General features: G+C 60.7%; 14 protein-coding genes, 2 pseudogenes and 1 riboswitch. Of the genes and pseudogenes, 8 read left to right on the top strand and 8 right to left on the bottom strand.

Going from position 1 to position 17553, the window contains the following annotated elements; genetic code table 11:
- From GQR96_RS12500 to tenA, 3 genes are read right to left on the bottom strand one after another with little or no spacing between them, the layout of a single operon-like run.
- Nucleotides 1–741, bottom strand: a complete 741-nt coding sequence (locus GQR96_RS12500) for an ABC transporter permease (RefSeq protein ID WP_049116425.1) — start codon at nt 739–741, stop codon at nt 1–3.
- Entirely contained in the window at nt 738–1466 is a 729-nt protein-coding gene (locus GQR96_RS12495; RefSeq protein ID WP_043519611.1) for an ABC transporter ATP-binding protein, read from the bottom strand. Before GQR96_RS12495 ends, GQR96_RS12500 begins: the two co-directional genes overlap by 4 nt.
- Nucleotides 1463–2158, bottom strand: a complete 696-nt coding sequence (tenA, locus tag GQR96_RS12490) for a thiaminase II (protein ID WP_049116426.1) — start codon at nt 2156–2158, stop codon at nt 1463–1465. The genes GQR96_RS12495 and tenA overlap by 4 nt, the downstream gene beginning before the upstream one ends.
- 68 nt (nt 2159–2226) lie before the next feature.
- Nucleotides 2227–2328: riboswitch (TPP riboswitch) on the bottom strand.
- Between the two features lie 220 nt (nt 2329–2548).
- Between tenA and GQR96_RS12485 the strand changes: the two genes are divergently transcribed.
- The 3 genes and pseudogenes from GQR96_RS12485 (at nt 2549) to GQR96_RS12475 (ending at nt 5805) form a co-directional block, all read left to right on the top strand.
- The gene (locus GQR96_RS12485) at nt 2549–3670 is read left to right on the top strand and encodes a BamA/TamA family outer membrane protein (RefSeq protein ID WP_069734159.1); all 1122 of its coding nucleotides are present in this window, start codon (nt 2549–2551) and stop codon (nt 3668–3670) included.
- Nucleotides 3671–3688: 18 nt separating this feature from the next.
- Nucleotides 3689–4633: pseudogene (locus GQR96_RS12480) on the top strand (hypothetical protein).
- A gap of 65 nt (nt 4634–4698) precedes the next feature.
- Nucleotides 4699–5805: a DUF4056 domain-containing protein gene (locus GQR96_RS12475; RefSeq protein ID WP_069734161.1), complete on the top strand. Its 1107-nt coding sequence runs from the start codon at nt 4699–4701 to the stop codon at nt 5803–5805.
- Between the two features lie 36 nt (nt 5806–5841).
- Here the strand turns inward: GQR96_RS12475 and GQR96_RS12470 are convergent, their stop codons facing one another.
- From GQR96_RS12470 to GQR96_RS12460, 3 genes are all read right to left on the bottom strand, one after another.
- A complete protein-coding gene (locus GQR96_RS12470) occupies nt 5842–7014 on the bottom strand; it encodes a Gfo/Idh/MocA family protein (RefSeq protein ID WP_017900244.1) in 1173 nt (390 codons plus the stop codon).
- A 13-nt stretch (nt 7015–7027) separates the two neighbouring features.
- Nucleotides 7028–7951 (bottom strand): TIM barrel protein, encoded by a 924-nt coding sequence (locus GQR96_RS12465; RefSeq protein WP_049003889.1) that lies wholly within the window; start codon nt 7949–7951, stop codon nt 7028–7030.
- 190 nt (nt 7952–8141) lie between these two features.
- Complete coding sequence (locus GQR96_RS12460) at nt 8142–9182, bottom strand: LacI family DNA-binding transcriptional regulator (protein WP_043519606.1); 1041 nt, start codon at nt 9180–9182, stop codon at nt 8142–8144.
- A 397-nt stretch (nt 9183–9579) separates the two neighbouring features.
- Between GQR96_RS12460 and GQR96_RS12455 the strand changes: the two genes are divergently transcribed.
- On the top strand, nt 9580–10830 hold the full coding sequence (locus GQR96_RS12455; protein ID WP_004202549.1) for a sensor domain-containing diguanylate cyclase: 1251 nt from the start codon (nt 9580–9582) through the stop codon (nt 10828–10830).
- A gap of 121 nt (nt 10831–10951) precedes the next feature.
- Complete coding sequence (locus tag GQR96_RS12450; RefSeq protein ID WP_049115345.1) at nt 10952–11893, top strand: hypothetical protein; 942 nt, start codon at nt 10952–10954, stop codon at nt 11891–11893.
- Nucleotides 11894–12022: 129 nt separating this feature from the next.
- On the opposite strand, the gene guaD is transcribed toward GQR96_RS12450, so the two are convergent.
- Together guaD and GQR96_RS12440 are read right to left on the bottom strand one after the other, a co-directional pair.
- On the bottom strand, nt 12023–13333 hold the full coding sequence (gene guaD, locus GQR96_RS12445) for a guanine deaminase (protein WP_069135701.1): 1311 nt from the start codon (nt 13331–13333) through the stop codon (nt 12023–12025).
- Between the two features lie 101 nt (nt 13334–13434).
- Nucleotides 13435–14931: an NCS1 family nucleobase:cation symporter-1 gene (locus GQR96_RS12440; RefSeq protein WP_023318315.1), complete on the bottom strand. Its 1497-nt coding sequence runs from the start codon at nt 14929–14931 to the stop codon at nt 13435–13437.
- Nucleotides 14932–15076: 145 nt separating this feature from the next.
- Here GQR96_RS12440 and GQR96_RS12435 point away from each other — a divergent pair, with 145 nt between their 5' ends.
- The 3 genes and pseudogenes from GQR96_RS12435 to puuE all read left to right on the top strand — a co-directional run bounded on the left by GQR96_RS12435 (nt 15077) and on the right by puuE (nt 17481).
- Complete coding sequence (locus GQR96_RS12435) at nt 15077–15793, top strand: GntR family transcriptional regulator (RefSeq protein ID WP_002905523.1); 717 nt, start codon at nt 15077–15079, stop codon at nt 15791–15793.
- Nucleotides 15793–16658 (top strand): annotated as a pseudogene (gene hpxA, locus GQR96_RS12430) (allantoin racemase). The gene GQR96_RS12435 and the pseudogene hpxA overlap by 1 nt, the downstream one beginning before the upstream one ends.
- Complete coding sequence (puuE, locus tag GQR96_RS12425; RefSeq protein WP_227524526.1) at nt 16582–17481, top strand: allantoinase PuuE; 900 nt, start codon at nt 16582–16584, stop codon at nt 17479–17481. The pseudogene hpxA and the gene puuE overlap by 77 nt, the downstream one beginning before the upstream one ends.
- Nucleotides 17482–17553: the final 72 nt, after the last annotated feature.

The following is a 17553-nucleotide window of genomic DNA, read 5'->3' as shown; positions in this document are numbered from 1 at the left end:
TTATTCCGGCGACCAGTCGATCAGCCGGTGCAGCAGGGTGTCTACCGCCAGCCACAGGAAGAGGGTCAGCAGCACTAAAATAAACAGCGCGGCGAAGCAGATATCGGTTTGCAGCCGCGCGTTGGCATTGAGCATGACGTAGCCCAGTCCCTCGGCGGAGCCGACCCATTCGCCGATAATGGCGCCGATGGGTGCCACCGCCGCCGCCATGCGCAGGCCCGAGCCCAGCGCCGGCAGGGCGGCCATCAGGCGGACATGCCGTAGCTGAGCGCCAAAGGAGGCGTTCATGCTGCGCGCCAGATCGAGATAGTCGTGGTTGACCCGTCGCAAGCCGTCAAAGAAGGCGGAAGTGACGGGAAAGAAAATCACCAGCACCGCCATCGCCACTTTGGCGCTCATGCCAAACCCCAGCCACAGCACCAGCAGCGGGGCGAGGGCAAAGACCGGGATCGCCTGGCTGGTGAGCACCAGCGGCATCAGCCAGCGCTGCAGGCGCGGGGAGAGGATCATGCCCAGCGCCAGCGTGACGCCGAGCGCCACCCCCAGCGCCAGGCCGCTGAGGATCTCGCTGAGGGTAATCAGCGTGTGCCAGCCGAGATAGGCGCGATTGACCCACAGCGCCTCGGCGACCGCCGCCGGGGAGGGTAAAAGAAAGCGCGGAATGCCGCTGCGGCTGGCCAGCTCCCAGAGAAGCACCAGTCCGCAGAACACCATGCCGCCGCGCCAGAGACGTCCGCTCATGAGTGGGCCCTCATCAACTGCTGCAGCAGCGCCGCCTGGGCGTTCAACAGCTCGGGCGCGTCCGGCGCGCGCGGCGGCGCGCCGGTGAGGTGATGGCTGTCGTCGATCTCCCCGTCGGCGGCCGAGAGGACCAGCAGACGGTGGCTCAGCCGGCAGGCTTCCAGCGGATCGTGGGTGATCAGCACCACCGTCCGCCCCGCCAGCAGAGTGGCCGCGAGGGTCTGAATGCGCGTGCGGGTGAGGGTGTCCAGCGCCGAGAAAGGCTCATCCATTAGCACGATGGGCCGGTCCTCATACAGGGTGCGGGCCAGCGCGGCGCGCTGACGCATCCCGCCGGAGAGCGTCGCCGGCCGGGCGTCGGCGCAGGAGGCGAGCTCCACCTGTTCCAGCAGGGTGGCGACCCGGGCGTGATCCACTTTCTCACCGCGCAGCCGCGCGCCGAGGGCGACGTTCTCCCGAACGCTCAGCCAGGGGTAAAGCAGATCTTTCTGCCCCATCCACGCCAGGCGGCCGGGTATCGGCTTGCCGTCGCTGGCGACCACTTCCCCGCAGGTGGCGGGGGCCAGGCCGGCCATGACCCGCAGCAGGCTGGTTTTTCCGGCCCCGCTGGCGCCGAGCAGCGACACCCACTGGCCGCCGGGGACCGTCAGCGACAGATTGTCGAACAGGCGGCGGTCGCCGAAATGGAGGCTCAGATTGCGGACCTCGATACCTGGCGCCGTCACGCTCGGGGCTCCGCCGCGGCGTTGAGCCCCATCTGCCAGAACTGCGCCTCAAGGCGGGTGGCGGTGGTGAAGATGTCGCTCAGTTCAGTGATTCGGGACTCGCTTCCACGCTGTTGCCACACGGTCTCCAGCAGCGCCAGCGCGGCGCTGACGCCCTGCAGATAGCCTTCATCGCCGTAGTTGCGGATCCATGAGGCGTAAGGATTGTCGTCCAGTCGGGTGGTGGGGTGATGCAGCAGGCCCAGACCGATTTCGGCGTAACCCGCTACGCAGGGCATTAGAGCGACCAGCAGATCCAGCGCGTCGCCTGAATGGCCGATATCCAGCACGTAGCGGGTATAGTTGATGGTTTCCGGCGCTTCGGGCTGGGCGGCCATCTCCGGTTCGCTAATGCCCCACTGGGCACAGTAGCCGACGTGCAGCGGCACTTCGTTAAGAATGGCGTTCATGGAGGCGGCCGCGGCGCGCATCTCTGGCAGCGTGCGCAGTTTACTCACCAGCAGCGCGTAGCTGCGGGCGAAATGGATCAGAAACAGATAATCCTGGGTGAGATAGCGACGAAATGCGCTTTCAGCAAGGGTACCTTCGGCGAGCTGCCGGACGAAAGGGTGCGCCACATAGTGCTGCCAGTCAGCGGCGGCCAGCTGGCGTAAACGGCCATAAAGACCTTGGCTAAACGCGGGAACAATCACAGGACCTCCAGTTGTGCAGGGGAGATCCGGGCGTGCAGGGGTGTGAACAGGCAATGGCGGTAATGCTGGCAAAATTGCCGACCCGTCCCTTCGCTGGCATGACCCAGATCAGGTTCAAAGGGTTCGGCTTGCGCCATCTCAGCCCTCACGGGACACCCCTCGGTAGCGCTATGTTATACGACATTCACCTTATGAATACAATCATCGCGCCGTCCGGCGGAGCGAAGGCGGCTTTCTGTGACGGCCAGCTCTTTTTTGTCCAAAAATACCCAAAAAACAGGCCACTGCGCGTTGGTGAGGATTATCCGGTTACGTTATATTTTCCTAATTCCGTTGTAATAATCCTGTTCGCCACGCGTGTCGTGCGCGCCCCAACGCCCTGGAGTGAGCATGAAATTCCCGCTGTCCACGCTGGCGCTTCTGTTCCTGTTGTGCCCGCCTGGCGATGCCGCCGATCTCTTCGATGCGGAAGATGGCATGCTCGACATGAGTCAGTATCTGGCGGAAAACCGTTACGGTTTTCTGCCGGTGCCGCTGGCGATAACCGAGCCGGCCATCGGCTATGGTGGCGGACTGTTTGGCCTGTTTTTACACGGCAAAGGTAGCCGGGAGGGCGGGCAGTTTATTCCTCCGCCGTTCACCGCTTTTGGCGGGGCCGCCACGCAGAATGGCACCTGGTTTATTGGCGGCGGCCATCGCCACACCTGGCAGCATGATCGCATTCGTTACCTGGCGGGCGCCGGCTACGCTAACGTCAATCTGGATATCTATTCCGGCGACACCGGCGGCTTCAGCCATGCTAAACCGGTGCAGACGCAGACCAAAGGCGTCGCCGCGCTGCAAAAGCTGCTGTTTCGCCTGGGCGACACGCCGGTGTTCCTCGGGGCCTCCCAGGTGTATGCCCGGGCGGATGTCTCTACCGATAATCCACGGCTCAACCGGGTGTGGCAGCAGGTGCTCGGGCAAAACAGCACCTCTTCGGCGCTGGGGGTGGTGGCGGAATATGACACTACCGATAATATTTTCTATCCTCAGAGTGGGTTAGCGCTGAAGGGGGAATATCGGTTTTTCCGTTCGCTGCTCGGGGGCGATTATCACTACAACACTTTTTCGCTGGACGGAAAGGTGTTTATTCCGCTCAGCCAGACGCTGACCCTGGCGGTCGCGGGCAATTATCAGTCCTTAACCCACCATGATAAGCATCTGATGCCGATGGCGCGTCCTTATATCGCGTTGCGCGGGATTTCGCGCTACCGCTATCAGGGCGACTACGTGGCCACGGCGCAAACCCAGCTGGCCTGGGCGGTTACTCCGCGCTGGATCCTGCAGGGATTCGTTGGCGCCGGGAGCGCCGCTGACGCGGCGGATACGCTATGGGAAGAGTCAGAGGTGGCATGGGGGGCCGGTTTTCGATACCTGATCGCGCGACAGTACGGTTTACGTACCGGGATTGACATGGCGTTCAGCGAGCATGAACAGGCGGTCTATTTCAATGTCGGTTCGGGTTTATAACTACACATGAGAACAAAAATGAGATCATCCGGCGCGGTGTTAACGCTGCTGTTAGCGGCCTGGGGCACGTCGGCTGCGGAGCCGGACCAGAGCGACAGCTATTTTCCGATCTGGGGCGAGGAGGCTCGCGCCAGGGGATATTCCATTCCGTTACCTTACGGGGTCAACCTGAGCTATATGAATATCCGACAGGATATCATGGTCGACAGTATTACCTTTTCCGGGCTTAAGCTCGGCAACCATCCCATTCCCAGCGATATGTTCGCCATCGATGCCGGGCACACCCGCGAGAAGAGCAAAACCGAAAACCTGCGCCTTGATATGTGGGTCTTTCCGTTCCTCAACGTATACGGACTGGTGGGGCATACCCGCGGGTCGTCCGTCTCCCAGGTCTCAGTGGATTCAGATCCGTCGCAGTTTCGCGGTCTGGACCGGGTCATCGCCGGCGCGGTTCATCAGCTTTATCAAAGCGGAAAGCTGCAGAATATTGATTTTACGCTTGATTTTAAAGGCACCACCTAGGGGACCGGCTTTACGCTCGCCGGCGGCTACGGCAACTGGTTTGGGTTGGTGGATACTAACTACACCCGCACCGACTTCGATATCCTCGACGGCAGCATTTCGGCGGTCACCGTCTCGCCGCGCGTCGGCTACCGCTTCAGTTTTCAGGGGATCGAGGGGCCGTCCCATCTCAGCCTGTGGGTCGGCAGCATGTATCAGGACGTTCAGCAGGAGTTTAAGGGCGATCTCGCCGACCTGCACATGCCGCCAGAGCTGCAGCCCCTAATTGCCGCGGTCAATAAAGACGGCGAGGGCAAATTCGACGTTAAGCAAAAGCTGACCTCGCCGTGGAATATGCTGATTGGCGCCCAGTATGAAGTCACCAAAAACTTTAACGTGCTGACTGAATTCGGTTTTAACGACCGCAATAGCTTCTTTGTCTCCGGTGAATACCGCTTTTAACTAAACCTGCAGGCGCCGTCTGCCGGTAAGATGCGCGTTCTTTTGTTGCTGTGGAGAGGCTGTTGATGCGTAAAGCCTTATGGCTGTTATTCGCGCTGGCGCTGCCGGCGCTGGCGCAGGACCCGGTATTGCCCGCGGTGACGGCGATCCATCCGGTTCCCACCCTGGGCGAGCTGTCGCCGCCGGAATCGCTGCGGCCATGCTGCGCCTTTGGTTACGACCTGCACGTGCGGGCGGTGGGCATCCCCATCCCGGTGTACCAGATTGGTAACGTGCTGACTCTGGATTCTCTGGGCAAGCACCATTACAACGACAGCGCGCTCGGGGCGGTGAAAAATCTGCTGGGACTGAGCGAGGAGCAAAACGGGCTTATTTATACCCGTCGCGGCGGGTTTATCGATATTGCCCATGTGCGCGACACGGCGGATTACACCTTTTATCTGTTCAATCGCATTTCGCCGACGCTGGGCCAGGCGGGGCGCATATTCTACAGCGAAGAGCTGGGGGTGCGCCGCGTTCAGCTGAATGCCTTTACGCCGCCGCCGGGCGTCAGGCAGCGCTATCAGCTGGCGGCCTGGCTCGCCGGGCATCTGGCCTTCGAAATCGCCCAGTGGCATGAGATCGCCCAGTGGTATGGCTTCCAGTCGGTGCCGGGGTTTTCTGAGGAGATCTCCGCGTTTTCGCCGGAAGATCTCTATTCCAATTTACTGGGCGCCAGGCTGGCGATTAACGTCATCCTTAGCGGCCATGGCGGGTCAGTGGAAGCGTATAATCAGGCCATGGAGGCGGCGCTGAAAAAGGCGCTGACCCGGCTGATGGCGGCCACGCGAGGGGAGACGGAAGCGATGTTCCAGCGGATCGATGGCGACTGGTGGAACAGTCGCCGACGGGTGCCGGATAAGTTTCTGGTGCTGAAGCGTAATTACGACCTGCAGGAAAACCGGCTGCCGACGCCGGTCCCTTTCGAAACCATGCCGCCGTATCGCCTGACCATGCCGTCGCAGGTGGCGGGGTTCCGCTTGCGCGACCTCGGCGAGCTGCAGATCTACCCGGGGCACGATATGCAGGCTCTGCCGGCGCCCGAGCAATACTATGGCGCCGCAGCGTTTCAGGGGCTGGCCGATCGCGCCTGCGAGGCCGATAAAACCCAGCTGGCGCGCATTGAAAAGTAACGTGGAAGGCTCAGGGCGAGGCCCTGAGCCGGCGAGTTAGCGGAAGTCGACCCAGCAGGCGCCGTTGTCGGCCGAGCGCACGCAGTTTTCCACCCAGCGGACGCCGAACGCCCCGGCGCGGGCGTCCGGATACCAGAAGTCGGCCAGCAGCGCTTCGTCGCGCCGGTCCGCAGCGTCCATAGCAATGGCGAAGCGGCGATAGAGATTCGACCAGGCCTCGAACAGCCCCTCCGGGTGACCACCGCCGATGCGATCATCCTGACGCGCCAGCGGATCAAGATAGTCCATGCCGCGCTCCAGAATGCGCGCTGGCTCGCCCTGCACCTCGTAACGCAGTTGGTTGGGCTGTTCATCCCACCATTCGAGACTGGCCTTTTCCCCCACGATGCGCACCTTTTGCCCGTGCATGGAGCCGCAGTTAACGGCGGAGCTCCACAGCGAGCCGATGGCGCCGTTGTCATACTCCATCAGCACCTGCGCGTTATCCTCCAGCGGAGCGCGGCTTTTAACGAAGCTTTGTCTGGCGCACATCAGCCGGGCGATCTTCAGCTGCGGGGCCATGGTTTCGACCAGAAACAGCGGGTGGGTGGCTAAATCCCCCAGCACATAGCTGGGGCCGACGAAGCGGGGATCGACCCGCCAGCGAGTACTTGCGTTTTCCTGCTCCACCGGCTGGGCGTGGAAGCCATGAGCAAACTGCATATTGACGATACGGATGTTGCCCAGCAGTCCGTCGGCGATCATCTGCCGGGCCTGGAGGATAAGCTGATGACCGGCATAGCCGTAGGTCACGCCGATGATTTTGTGCTGCCGCTGGCTGAGGGCCACCAGGTCGTCCGCCTCTTCGCTGCTGAAGCACAGCGGCTTTTCGCACACCACGTGCAGCCCGGCCTCCAGCGCCGCCCGGCAGATGGCATAATGGGTGTTATTCGGCGTGGCAATCGACACGGCCTGAATACCGTCCGGGCGGGCAGCCTCGCCGCGAAACAGACTCTGGTAGTCGGCGTAACAGCGATCGGGATCCACCCCCAGCTGTTGGCCGAACTGGCGCCCGCGTTCGGCATCAATATCAAAGGCGCCTGCCAGCAGCGCAAAGGTGTTATCGCGCAGGGCGGCAGAGCGGTGAATATAGCCGATCTGGCTGCCGCCGCCGCCGCCGACCATGCCCCAGCGCAGGGTGCGATCGAGAGGTCTTAAACCGTTAATCATGGGGTGTCTCCTGTCAGAATCCAACGTCGCGCAGATAGCGCAGGCTCTCCGTGACCGCCTGCAGGCTGCCTGCGGCATGGCGCGGATCACGCTCTTGTTCAATGGTTATCCAGCCCTGATAGCCGCGACGGGCAAGGAAATCGTTAATGGCCGGGTAGTCAATGGCGCCGCTGCCGAGCGGGCACATCACCCCTTCGGCGCAGGCGGTGAAAAAGTCGATGCCTTCGGCGATGGCGCGCTGGTAAACCTGCGGATCCACATCCTTGAAGTGCAGATAGTCGAGTCGCGCGTAATAGCGATCCAGCCAGGTGAGCGGATCCATTCCGGCGTAGTAGAGATGCCCGGTGTCCAGACACAACCCCGCCACGTCGTGCGGGATATCGTTGGCCAGCCGCTCGATTTCATCGGCAAATTCGATGCAGCCCCCGGCGTGGGGATGAATAACCGCCCGCACACCGTACTCCCGCCAGGCGAGGGTGCTGAGGGCGGTAATGTGCGCCATCATCCGCTGCCAGTCCTGGTCATTGAGGCGCGGAGCCAGCGCGCTGCGTCCGGCAAATCGCGCCCGCTCGGGGTTGCCGAAGTCGATAATCACCAGATAGGGCGGCTGGAAAGGGTGCCCCGGGATAGGTTCGGCGGCCGGAACCTGAGACAGATTGCGGCATATTTGATGGGTCAGCGCCTCCAGAGTGGGGTAATGGGCCTCGCTCACCAGATCGTCAAAGATCGTCCCGGCGACCAGCGACAGCTGATGCTGGTCCAGCGCCGCGCGCAGGCTGGACGGGTCGGTGGGCAGGTAGCCCCACGGGCCGAGCTCGATGCTGCGATACCCGGCCTGCGCCGCCTCCTTCAGCACGGTAGCCCAGGCGGGAAGGTCAGGGTTTTTCGGGTCATCCACACCCCAGCTGCAGGGGGCGTTGGCGATAGGATGTGTCATGTCGGCTTCCTTTTTTCACAGGGGATGCCGCAGAGTATTGAATGAAAATTTCATAGCCAACAATATTGGAATGATGATTTTATGATGGCCATCATGATTTATATTGAGGTTGTTTTTGATAGTTATTTATCAAAATGAGGCGAGGCGTGGTTCAGGCGTGAGGCAGCCCCGTTGGCGACGGGGCGAGCGTTTACATATTTTCTTTGGTGATGATATCGAAAGGCTGAGGGTGCGAAATCACGTCGCTGGGCGGCCGCGAAACGGCTTCCGTCATGGCGCGCAGGGTGGCGGCGGCCAGGTCATCCAGCCGGTGGTTGAGAATGACATCGATGGTGCCGTCGATCAGCGCCAGTTCACTGCCGCTTAGCGGGCCATGGCAGACCAGGGTGACGGCCTGCTGGCGGCCGCTGTCGCGCAGCGCCCCGACAATTCCTTCGACGCCGCCGCAGGGAGCATAGATCGCCTGCAGGGCCGGGTACTGGCTGAGCAGCTTTTCCGTTACGCTTCTGGCGACATCCGCCCGTTCGTGGCTGCGAACCGGCTCGAGGATCTGCTGCCCTTTACCCTGCTCACGCAGGCAGGAGCGGAAGCTGATCTCACAGCTTTCCTGACAGGTAAAACGATTATCGCCAATGATAATGGCTATTTCGCCTTCGCCACGGCATAAGCGGTCGATAAACCAGGCGGCGGTGCGCCCGGCTTTTTGGTTATCGAGGCCGATATAGCCGCTGCGCTGGGGAACCGACAGATCTGAAAGTAGAGTGAATACGCGAACGCCGCGGGCGGCGGCCCGGCCCACCGCATGGCGAATCAGCGGGTGATCCAGCGCCACCAGGCCGAGCACCTCCACCTCATCGCTGAGCCGGTGAATGGCCTGGGCCATTGCTTCCACCGCATCAATGGCAAAATGCAGGATCGCCGGTGTCTCGCCTGCCGGTAGCCACGGCGCGGCCTCTCTTGCCAGCGCCCTTGCCAGCGGCAGGTAGAAGGAGTGGGTCTCCTGCAGCAGAATAAAGCCCATTCTGACGGTAACCGGCGCTTTGCCGGCGGCCAGGCGATAGTGCGGCTGTTCGAGCGTAAACCCCAGCCGCCGGGCGGCCTCCAGCACGCGGTACGCGGTCGATTCCTTCACCGCCGCGCGCTTGTTGAGTACCCGGTCGACGGTGGCCACGCCGACGTTAGCTTCACGCGCAATGTCGGAAAGCGTGATTTTGCTCGTGGATTTTTTCACTGTGATGACCATTAAAAATGAGCGTTATGATAGAAACTATCACGGTAACCCTGCGCAGAACAGCGACAATCTGCGTGCCACAGGACAAGCCTGCGCTCCTGCCGCGTAAAGTGTGACGGGTATACACAGTCTGTGATCAAAAGCGACTACCTATTCTGGCATTGCTGCTATGCTATTGAAATAAAATTAATAATAAAGGCAGTGTCGTCTTTGTCGGTTAAACCGTGCGCAAAGTCGCTCCGGATGGGCGTCGCTGGGCCTGTAACCGACTATACTTGCCGCGCACGCGCGTAATGACGTTTACTCGATGACTTTTTGCTATCACTTTGTGCCAGCGTCAGGGCTGCACTGAATAATGTGCCGTTCCGCGCCGGGAGTGGGTCGGTTTGGGGCCTGTATGTTATTAAAAGAGCTGGCTGTTTTTGATGTATTAAGCACGCCGATCTGGGTAGTCCATCCTTTTACAGAGTGTGTGGTCTATGCCAATCAGGCTTCCCGGACGCTGAGCGGCGATATGTCGCTGAATGAGATGCGCAACGGTATCTATTCCACCTGCCCGGAAACGCAGCTGCAGCATTATCTGCGCTATCTCGACGCGATGACTGAGATATTTGAAGTCTGGACGCTGCAGACCGCCAAAGGGTTGCAGTCGGTATATTGTAAAACTACCCTGGTCGAGACCGAGGACTGCGGCCCCTTACTGTTATTTGAAGCGGTGAAGCTGCTCGCGCAAAATCAGTCGATTCATACCGGCTCCCGCCGCTACCAGCGGCGTAACAATGGTTTTTTTGCCCGTTTTTTTATGACCAATACCGCGCCAATGCTGTTGATCGATCCTCAGAAAGAGGGCCTGATTGTCGATGCCAATATTGCCGCACTGCGCTTTTATCATTATTCCGATGAGGAAATGCGCAATAAACATACCTGGCAAATTAATACCCTGGGCCGGGATGTGATCCCTATTATGAATAACATTGCCAATATGCCCGGCGGGCATAAGCCGCTTAATTTTACTCATATTCTGGCTGACGGCTCGCTGCGCCATGTTCAAACCTATGCCGGGCCGGTGGTGCTATATAATATTCGGCTGATGTTATGCATCATTCACGATATCACCGAAGAAGTGCTTCTGAAAAAAGAGCTGGAATTTTCCGCCGCCCACGATCCCTTAACCGGACTGCTCAATCGCCGCGAATTTTACCGGCTCGTCGATGCGCCGTCGTTTATCGGCCATGGCTTTTGTCTGCTGTTAATCGATATCGATCATTTCAAAAGTATTAATGATATTCACGGTCATCAAAAAGGCGATGAAGTCCTGTTGGTGATCTCCCGCATTCTGGAAACCTCGGTGGACCGCGAAGATAAGATATATCGCTGGGGAGGCGAGGAGTTTCTGCTCTTTTTGCCTCATTCGCCGATCGCCCGCGCGCTGATGGTGGCGGAGGCTATCCGTCAGGCGATCAGCGAATATCAGACGCTGTCGGTCACCGTCAGCATTGGCGTTGCCGAGCATCATGATGGCGAAGCGATTGATCAGCTGTTTTACCGCGTCGATAAAGCGCTGTATGCGGCGAAAAATGACGGGCGCAACCGGGTAACGCGCTTGCCGTCGGAAAACGTAGCGGCCCATTCCGGGCGGTCAGAATAGAGGTGGCGCTATTTATCGCCGTCTGATGCGCAGGCAGACTCGCCGGCTATACTCAGGGGAGTCCTGCCTGCTGATTTGGGCGGTAATCTTGTTTGCCTGCGGCTGAGGTGGCATGCGACTCATGGTGCGTTTTCTCGTTGTCCTGTCGGTAGTTTTTCTTTCTGCGCCGGCGACGCTGGCGGCGAACGGTCACGCCATCAAGCAGCGTGCCGATGCTGTTCTGACCCTGATGAGCTATACCGTGGTCCCCGACGTGACCGCCAGCGATCTCAATATTGGCTCCGGGAGCAACGACAAACACAACCTGGCCATTACCCAGTTTGGCGGCGGGGCGACCCTGAGCGAGTCGTTTCCTCTCTATCTCGAAGGAACGATGGGCTACAGCCGTTACGACCCGCGTTTTGTGGTCAGCAATGGCGAACAGACGCGGAATGTGCCCACCAAGTGGAACAGCCTGACCACCACCGGCGGCGTCGGCTGGGATTTTTCGCTGCACCGGGATCGCTTTGGCGGCAACCTGGTGCTGCGGCCGATCGTCAATGTGATGCTCGGCACCTTGGCCAGCGATGCGCGCCTCGGCAGCTGGGTAATTGAACGAAAAACCAACGCCGAACTGCAGTTCCTCGACGGCGGTCGGTTCAATGCATTGGGGCTCGGCGGAGCGCTGATGCTGGATTATGAACGCTTCTCCGCCACCCAGGATATTGATGCCGAGCTGCGTTACTCCTATATGCATCTGCAAAGTTTCGGCAGCAGCGCTGAGGTGGTGCAGGGGGAGGCCAGCGCGGAGAATCTCGGTCTGTATCTGCGCCGCCGCGCGCCGATCGCTGACTGGACGCTGCTGGGCAACCCGCTGCGCTACGTGCTGGAAGGGGCGCATACTGCATATCTGGGCGAACAGCGAGGGGCGCTGGGCTTCTCCGGTTTAACGTCGCTGGGGATTGGACTCGAGCTGGACAGCAGTAAATACCCGGTCTTTATCACCCGCACCCGGCTGGTGGCGCGCTATATGTTCGGCAATAACACCACGGGCTATGGCGTTGGACTGGCGATGAGTTTTTGAAGGCCACTAACCCAGCAGCCGCCGGCCAGCGCCTTCTTCCTCCGGGAGAGGCCAGGGCGAAGGGGGTCCATAACCGTCCCCGCAGCCAGACGGTTTCCTCTCCCCCCAGTGTGAGGGCCAGGGTGAGGGTTAACCCTGACACCACACCCGCTCGCCGTTCACCCACGTCTCGCTGATATTGCGCTCATCACCCAGGGTCATCAGTACGAACAGCTGCTCATAAATATCATGGCAGCGGCCCATCCGCAGACGCTGCAGCGGAGTGACCGCCGGGTCAATCACCACAAAGTCGGCCTCTTTGCCCGGCTGAAAATTGCCAATCTTCTCTTCCAGCCGCAGGGCGCGCGCGCCGCCGAGGGTGGCGTGATAGAAGGCCTCGCTGGCGCGCAGGCGATAGCTCTGCAGTTGTCCTACCTTGTAGGCCTCGCCCAGCGTCCGCAGCATGCTGAAGGTGGTCCCGGCCCCGACATCGCTGCCGATACCCATCCGCACCTGGTGCTGCCAGCAGGCGGGCAGGCGAAACAACCCGCTGCCGAGAAACAGATTCGAAGTCGGACAGAAGGCGACTGCGGAACCGGTGTCATGCAGGCACTGCCACTCGGCATCATCAAGATGGATCCCGTGAGCAAATACGCTGCGTTCGCCGGTGAGCTGATAGTGATGATAGACATCCAGATAGCGCGCATGCTCCGGCCACAGCTGCTTAACCCAGGCGATCTCCTCGCGGTTTTCACTGAGATGCGTCTGCAGCCAGGTATCGGGAAACTCGGCCCGCAGGCGCTGCACCGCCTCCAGCAACGCCGGCGTCGAGGTGGGAGCAAAGCGCGGGGTGATGGCATATCCCAGCCTGCCGCGCTGATGCCAGCGGCGGATCAGCGCCCGGGTCTGCTCGTAGCTCTCTCCGGCAGTTTCGCACAGATAGTCGGGCACATGGCGATCCATCATCACTTTCCCGGCGATCAGGCGCATATTGAGGCGCAGCGCTTCGCTGAATAACGCCTCCACCGAGGCCGGATGCAGGGTACAAAACACCAGCGCGGTGGTGGTTCCATGGCTTATCAATTGATTTACAAAAAACTGCGCTATCTCCTGGGCATACTCCGCATTGGCAAACTGGCTCTCCACCGGGAAGGTGTAAGTGGTAAGCCACTCCAGTAGCTGTTCGCCAAAGGCGCCGATCATCTCGGTCTGCGGATAGTGGACGTGGGCATCGACGAACCCCGGCAACAGCAGCTTGCCCCGCAGGTCGACATAGCCCTTCAGCGGATGCAGAAAGGCTTCACCCTCCCGCCATGGCAGGAGCGCGACAATTTTCCCGTCCTGTAAGAACAACAGGCCATCATCGAGATAGCGGGCGTGGGCGGCCACCTCATCCGGGGTCTCCGCCACGCCGGCGATATCAAAAAATGCACCGCGCACCGCGGTCTGGTAATCCATCATCGAACCTGCCTTCTCTTAACGCTCTGGGAATAGTGATAAACAGCAAGATTGGTGCCAGTTTGCAGCCTGCCGCGGCCAGACGCCGCGGCAGAAGGGGAAGGTTACTCTTTTTGCGCCACCGCGCCGGAGCGGAAGGCGGCTTTCGCCTGCACTTCGCGCTCGTCGCGAGCCAGCCAGCGGTAGGTGGTCGCGCCGAGGAAGACGCCGATAAACCAGCTGAAGTTCGCCACTTCATGCAGGGCCGGAATAAAGCTGATAATCAGCCCCAGGCCCACCGATGGCAGCAGGGCGGCAATGGCTTTCGGGTTAAAGCCGTTGCGGTACCAGTATTTACCCTTCGGCGTATCGTCAAACAGGTCGTCCACCGACACCCGGCCGCGTTTGATCAGATAGAAGTCGGCGATCAGGATGCCAAACAGCGGGCCAATAAAGGCGCCCAGCACGTCGAGGGTATAGTGGATCAGCTCCGGTGAGTTAAACAGGTTCCACGGCGTCAGGAGTATCGAGCCCACCGCGGCGATCATCCCGCCGGCGCGGAAGCTGATTTTCTGCGGCGCGCAGTTGGAAAAATCGAAGGCTGGCGAGACGAAGTTAGCCACGATATTGATGCCGATAGTGGCGGTGATCATAGTCAGCAGGCCGATGGCCACCGCCAGATCGTTGCCCACGCGGCTGACGGTTTCAATTGGGTCGGTGATCATTTTGCCGAACAGCGACTGGGTGCCGGAGACTATCACCACGGTGACCACCGAGAACAGCAGGAAGTTGAACGGCAGCCCCCAGCGGTTGCCGCGGCGGATCTCGCCCATGCTTTTGCCGTAGCGGGAAAAGTCGCCGAAGTTAAGCAGCGGCCCGGAGAAGTAAGAGACGACCAGCGCCGTGGCGGTGATCATCTGCCAGGTCTGCTCGCCAGCGCTGAGGGATTTGCTGGCGAGGGTAAAGGAGATCCCATCCAGACCGGTCTTGTATACAATCCAGCCGGCCAGGGCCAGCATCACCACATACACCGCCGGACCGGCGATATCGATAAAACGCTTGATGGCGTTCATGCCGTGCCAGAACACCATCGCCTGCAGCAGCCACATGGTGGCGAAGCACAGCCAGCCGAGCGTCGACAGCCCGAGGAAACTGCTGCTGGTCAGCGCGGCAAGGGAGGGCCAGAACTTGAGCAGGACCAGCATCAGGGCGTTCGCCGCCAGATAGGTTTGAATACCGTACCAGGCGAAGGCGATTAGCCCGCGGATCACCGCGGGGATATTGGCGCCGAAGACACCGAACGCCTGACGACAGATCACCGCGTAAGGCACCCCGGCCATCTGGCTGGGCTTCGCCACCAGGTTAGCGCACAGCTGCACAATACAGATGCCCACCAGCAGGCAGAGCAGAACCTGCCAGCTGGCCAGGCCAAGCGTAAAAAAGCTTGCCGCCACCACGTAGCCGCCCATGCTGTGCACGTCCGACATCCAGAACGAAAAAATATTGTACCAGCTCCAGTTCTGGTCGCGGGTGGGCGCCAGATCGTCATTACATAGCCGCGGACTGTAGCCGGCGGCCGCCTCGTGAGTCTTCGTCTGCTGCGTGTGGGATGAATGTGGCATGAAACCTGCTCCTCTGAATGAAAACCCTTTTGATATGGATTGCTGAGGCTATTGCAGGATCCAGGCCAGAATGATGAATCTTGTATACAAAAAATAAATTTTATGTATACGATCTGCTATCAATAAGTGAAACCGGAGTGGGTTAATGAATAATGAACATCGTCTCCAGGCCGCGCCAGCGCTGCAGGATAAGGACGAAAGCATTTACCAGGCGCTGATGACGGCTATCGTCGAACATCAGCTGCCGCCGGGCAGCAAACTGCCGGAAGAGGCGCTGGCGGAAGTGTTCGCCGTGAGCCGCACCGGCATCAGAAAGGTGCTGCAACGACTCGCCGCTGTGCAACTGGTCACGTTAACGCCCAAACGTGGTGCACACGTCACCAGCCCGAGCGTGGAAGAGTCCCAGGCGATCTTTCGCACCCGGGCGCTGCTTGAGGTCGCGAATCTGCCCGATGTGATCGCGCGCTGTCAGCCGCCGCATCTGGCGGCGCTGGAGAACATTATTCAGCGTGAACAGCAGGCCCATGAGGCGCACGACGGCCCGGCGGCCATCCGCCACTCCGCTGACTTTCATATTCAGCTGCAGGCTATCTCCGGCAACCCGGTGCTCACCGAGATGGTGACCCGCCTCAGCCAGCGCTCCTCGTTAGTGATTGCCGCCTGGGGCGCACCCTGGCGCCAGGGCTGCCGCTGCGACGATCACCAGCAGCTGGTCGGTTTGCTGCGGGATAAAGCCCTGCAGCCGCTCAGCGAGGCGCTGATGCACCATTTTGATCATATTGTCGCCAGCCTGTGCTTCGAGCGCGATGGCGTCAGCCTGCCCGATTTTTCCCGGCTGTTCGCCGGCCACAAGGAGTCGTGATGTCTTCTGTTTGTATACAAGTGATCAACCCCAACACCAGCCTGGCGATGACCGAAACGATAGGCGCCGCCGCGCGCGCGGTCGCCGCGCCGGGCACCGAGATCCTTGCGGTCTGTCCCCGCGCCGGCGTGCCGTCAATTGAGGGCCATTTTGACGAAGCCATCGCGGCGGTCGGCGTGCTGGAGCAGATCAAGGCCGGACGCGAGCAGGGGGTGGATGGACATGTGATCGCCTGCTTCGGCGACCCGGGGCTGCTGGCGGCGCGCGAACTGGCCCAGGGGCCGGTGATCGGCATTGCGGAAGCGGCGATGCATATGGCGACGATGGTCGCCACCCGTTTCTCCATTGTGACCACGCTGCCGCGCACGCTGATCATCGCCCGCCATTTGCTGCACCAGTACGGATTTCATCAACACTGCGCGGCGCTGCACGCCATTGATTTGCCGGTGCTGGCGCTGGAAGACGGCAGCGGCCTGGCGCAGGAGAAAGTGCGCGAGCGCTGCATTCGCGCGCTGAAAGAGGATGGCTGCGGGGCGATAGTCCTTGGCTGCGGCGGGATGGCGACCCTGGCGCAGGAGCTGACCCGCGAGCTGCGGGTGCCGGTGATCGATGGCGTCAGCGCGGCGGTGAAGATGGTGGAGTCGCTGGTCGCGCTGGGCCTGGCGACCAGCAAGCACGGGGACTTAGCGTTCCCGGAGAAAAAAGCGTTAAGCGGACAGTTTCAGTCGTTAAATCCATTTTAAAAGGGGCAGGAGATGGTTGAGAACCAGGAACACTATCCTCGCGATCTGCGAGGTTATGCAGGGCAGCCGCCGCACGCGCGCTGGCCGGGCGCGGCGCGGATCGCGGTGCAGTTCGTCCTTAACTATGAGGAAGGTGCTGAGAACCACGTCCTGCATGGCGACGCGGGTTCGGAACAGTTCCTGTCCGATATCATCGGCGCCGCCAGCTATCCGGCGCGCCATATGTCGATGGATTCACTCTATGAGTACGGCAGCCGGGCCGGGTTCTGGCGCATCCATCGCGAATTCAGCCAGCGAGGGCTGCCGCTGACGGTTTTCGGCGTGGCGATGGCGCTGGCGCGTCATCCGGAGATTGTGGCGGCGATCAAGGCGGCGGATTACGATGTGGTCAGCCACGGCTGGCGCTGGATCCACTATCAGCACATGGATATCGCCGAGGAGCGCGAGCATCTGCACAAAGCGGTGCAGGTGCTGACCGACCTGTTCGGCAAGCCGCCCACCGGCTGGTATACCGGCCGCGACAGTCCCAACACCCGCCAGCTGGTGGTGGAGCACGGCGGCTTTGACTATGACAGTGATTATTACGGTGATGATTTACCCTTCTGGAGCGAAGTGGCCTGCAGCGGCGGCAGCCGCCGACCGCACCTGATCGTGCCTTATACCCTCGACGCCAACGACATGCGCTTTGCCACCGCCCAGGGGTTCAACACCGCGGAGCAGTTTTATACCTATCTGAAAGACAGCTTTGACGTACTGTACGCCGAGGGAGAAACCGCGCCGAAGATGATGTCCGTGGGGATGCACTGCCGGCTGCTTGGGCGTCCGGGGCGTTTCCGCGCGCTGCAGCGATTCCTCGACTATATCCAGCAGCACGACAAGGTGTGGGTCTGCACCCGGCAGCAGATCGCCGACCACTGGCGCGAGGTTCATCCGTATCGCGGGTAGCTTGCTGCCACTCACCAGGCCCTCTCCCCAGGGAGAGGGCATCGCCCGAACGCGGCTGTTGAACCGGTTCAC

It is taken from the genome of Klebsiella sp. PCX (assembly GCF_021869705.1).
Taxonomy (GTDB): domain Bacteria; phylum Pseudomonadota; class Gammaproteobacteria; order Enterobacterales; family Enterobacteriaceae; genus Klebsiella; species Klebsiella quasipneumoniae.
This window is presented reverse-complemented; position numbering and strand designations above follow the sequence as displayed.

Excerpts from the sequence above, each read along its gene's own strand:
- GQR96_RS12475 (WP_069734161.1), top strand. The coding sequence starts at position 4,699 with ATGCGTAAAGCCTTATGGCTGTTATTCGCGCTGGCGCTGCCGGCGCTG.
- GQR96_RS12455 (WP_004202549.1), top strand. The coding sequence starts at position 9,580 with ATGTTATTAAAAGAGCTGGCTGTTTTTGATGTATTAAGCACGCCGATC.
- GQR96_RS12500 (WP_049116425.1), bottom strand. The coding sequence starts at position 741 with ATGAGCGGACGTCTCTGGCGCGGCGGCATGGTGTTCTGCGGACTGGTG.
- GQR96_RS12450 (WP_049115345.1), top strand. The coding sequence starts at position 10,952 with ATGGTGCGTTTTCTCGTTGTCCTGTCGGTAGTTTTTCTTTCTGCGCCG.
- GQR96_RS12435 (WP_002905523.1), top strand. The coding sequence starts at position 15,077 with ATGAATAATGAACATCGTCTCCAGGCCGCGCCAGCGCTGCAGGATAAG.
- guaD (WP_069135701.1), bottom strand. The coding sequence starts at position 13,333 with ATGATGGATTACCAGACCGCGGTGCGCGGTGCATTTTTTGATATCGCC.
- GQR96_RS12485 (WP_069734159.1), top strand. The coding sequence starts at position 2,549 with ATGAAATTCCCGCTGTCCACGCTGGCGCTTCTGTTCCTGTTGTGCCCG.
- GQR96_RS12465 (WP_049003889.1), bottom strand. The coding sequence starts at position 7,951 with ATGACACATCCTATCGCCAACGCCCCCTGCAGCTGGGGTGTGGATGAC.
- GQR96_RS12440 (WP_023318315.1), bottom strand. The coding sequence starts at position 14,931 with ATGCCACATTCATCCCACACGCAGCAGACGAAGACTCACGAGGCGGCC.
- GQR96_RS12470 (WP_017900244.1), bottom strand. The coding sequence starts at position 7,014 with ATGATTAACGGTTTAAGACCTCTCGATCGCACCCTGCGCTGGGGCATG.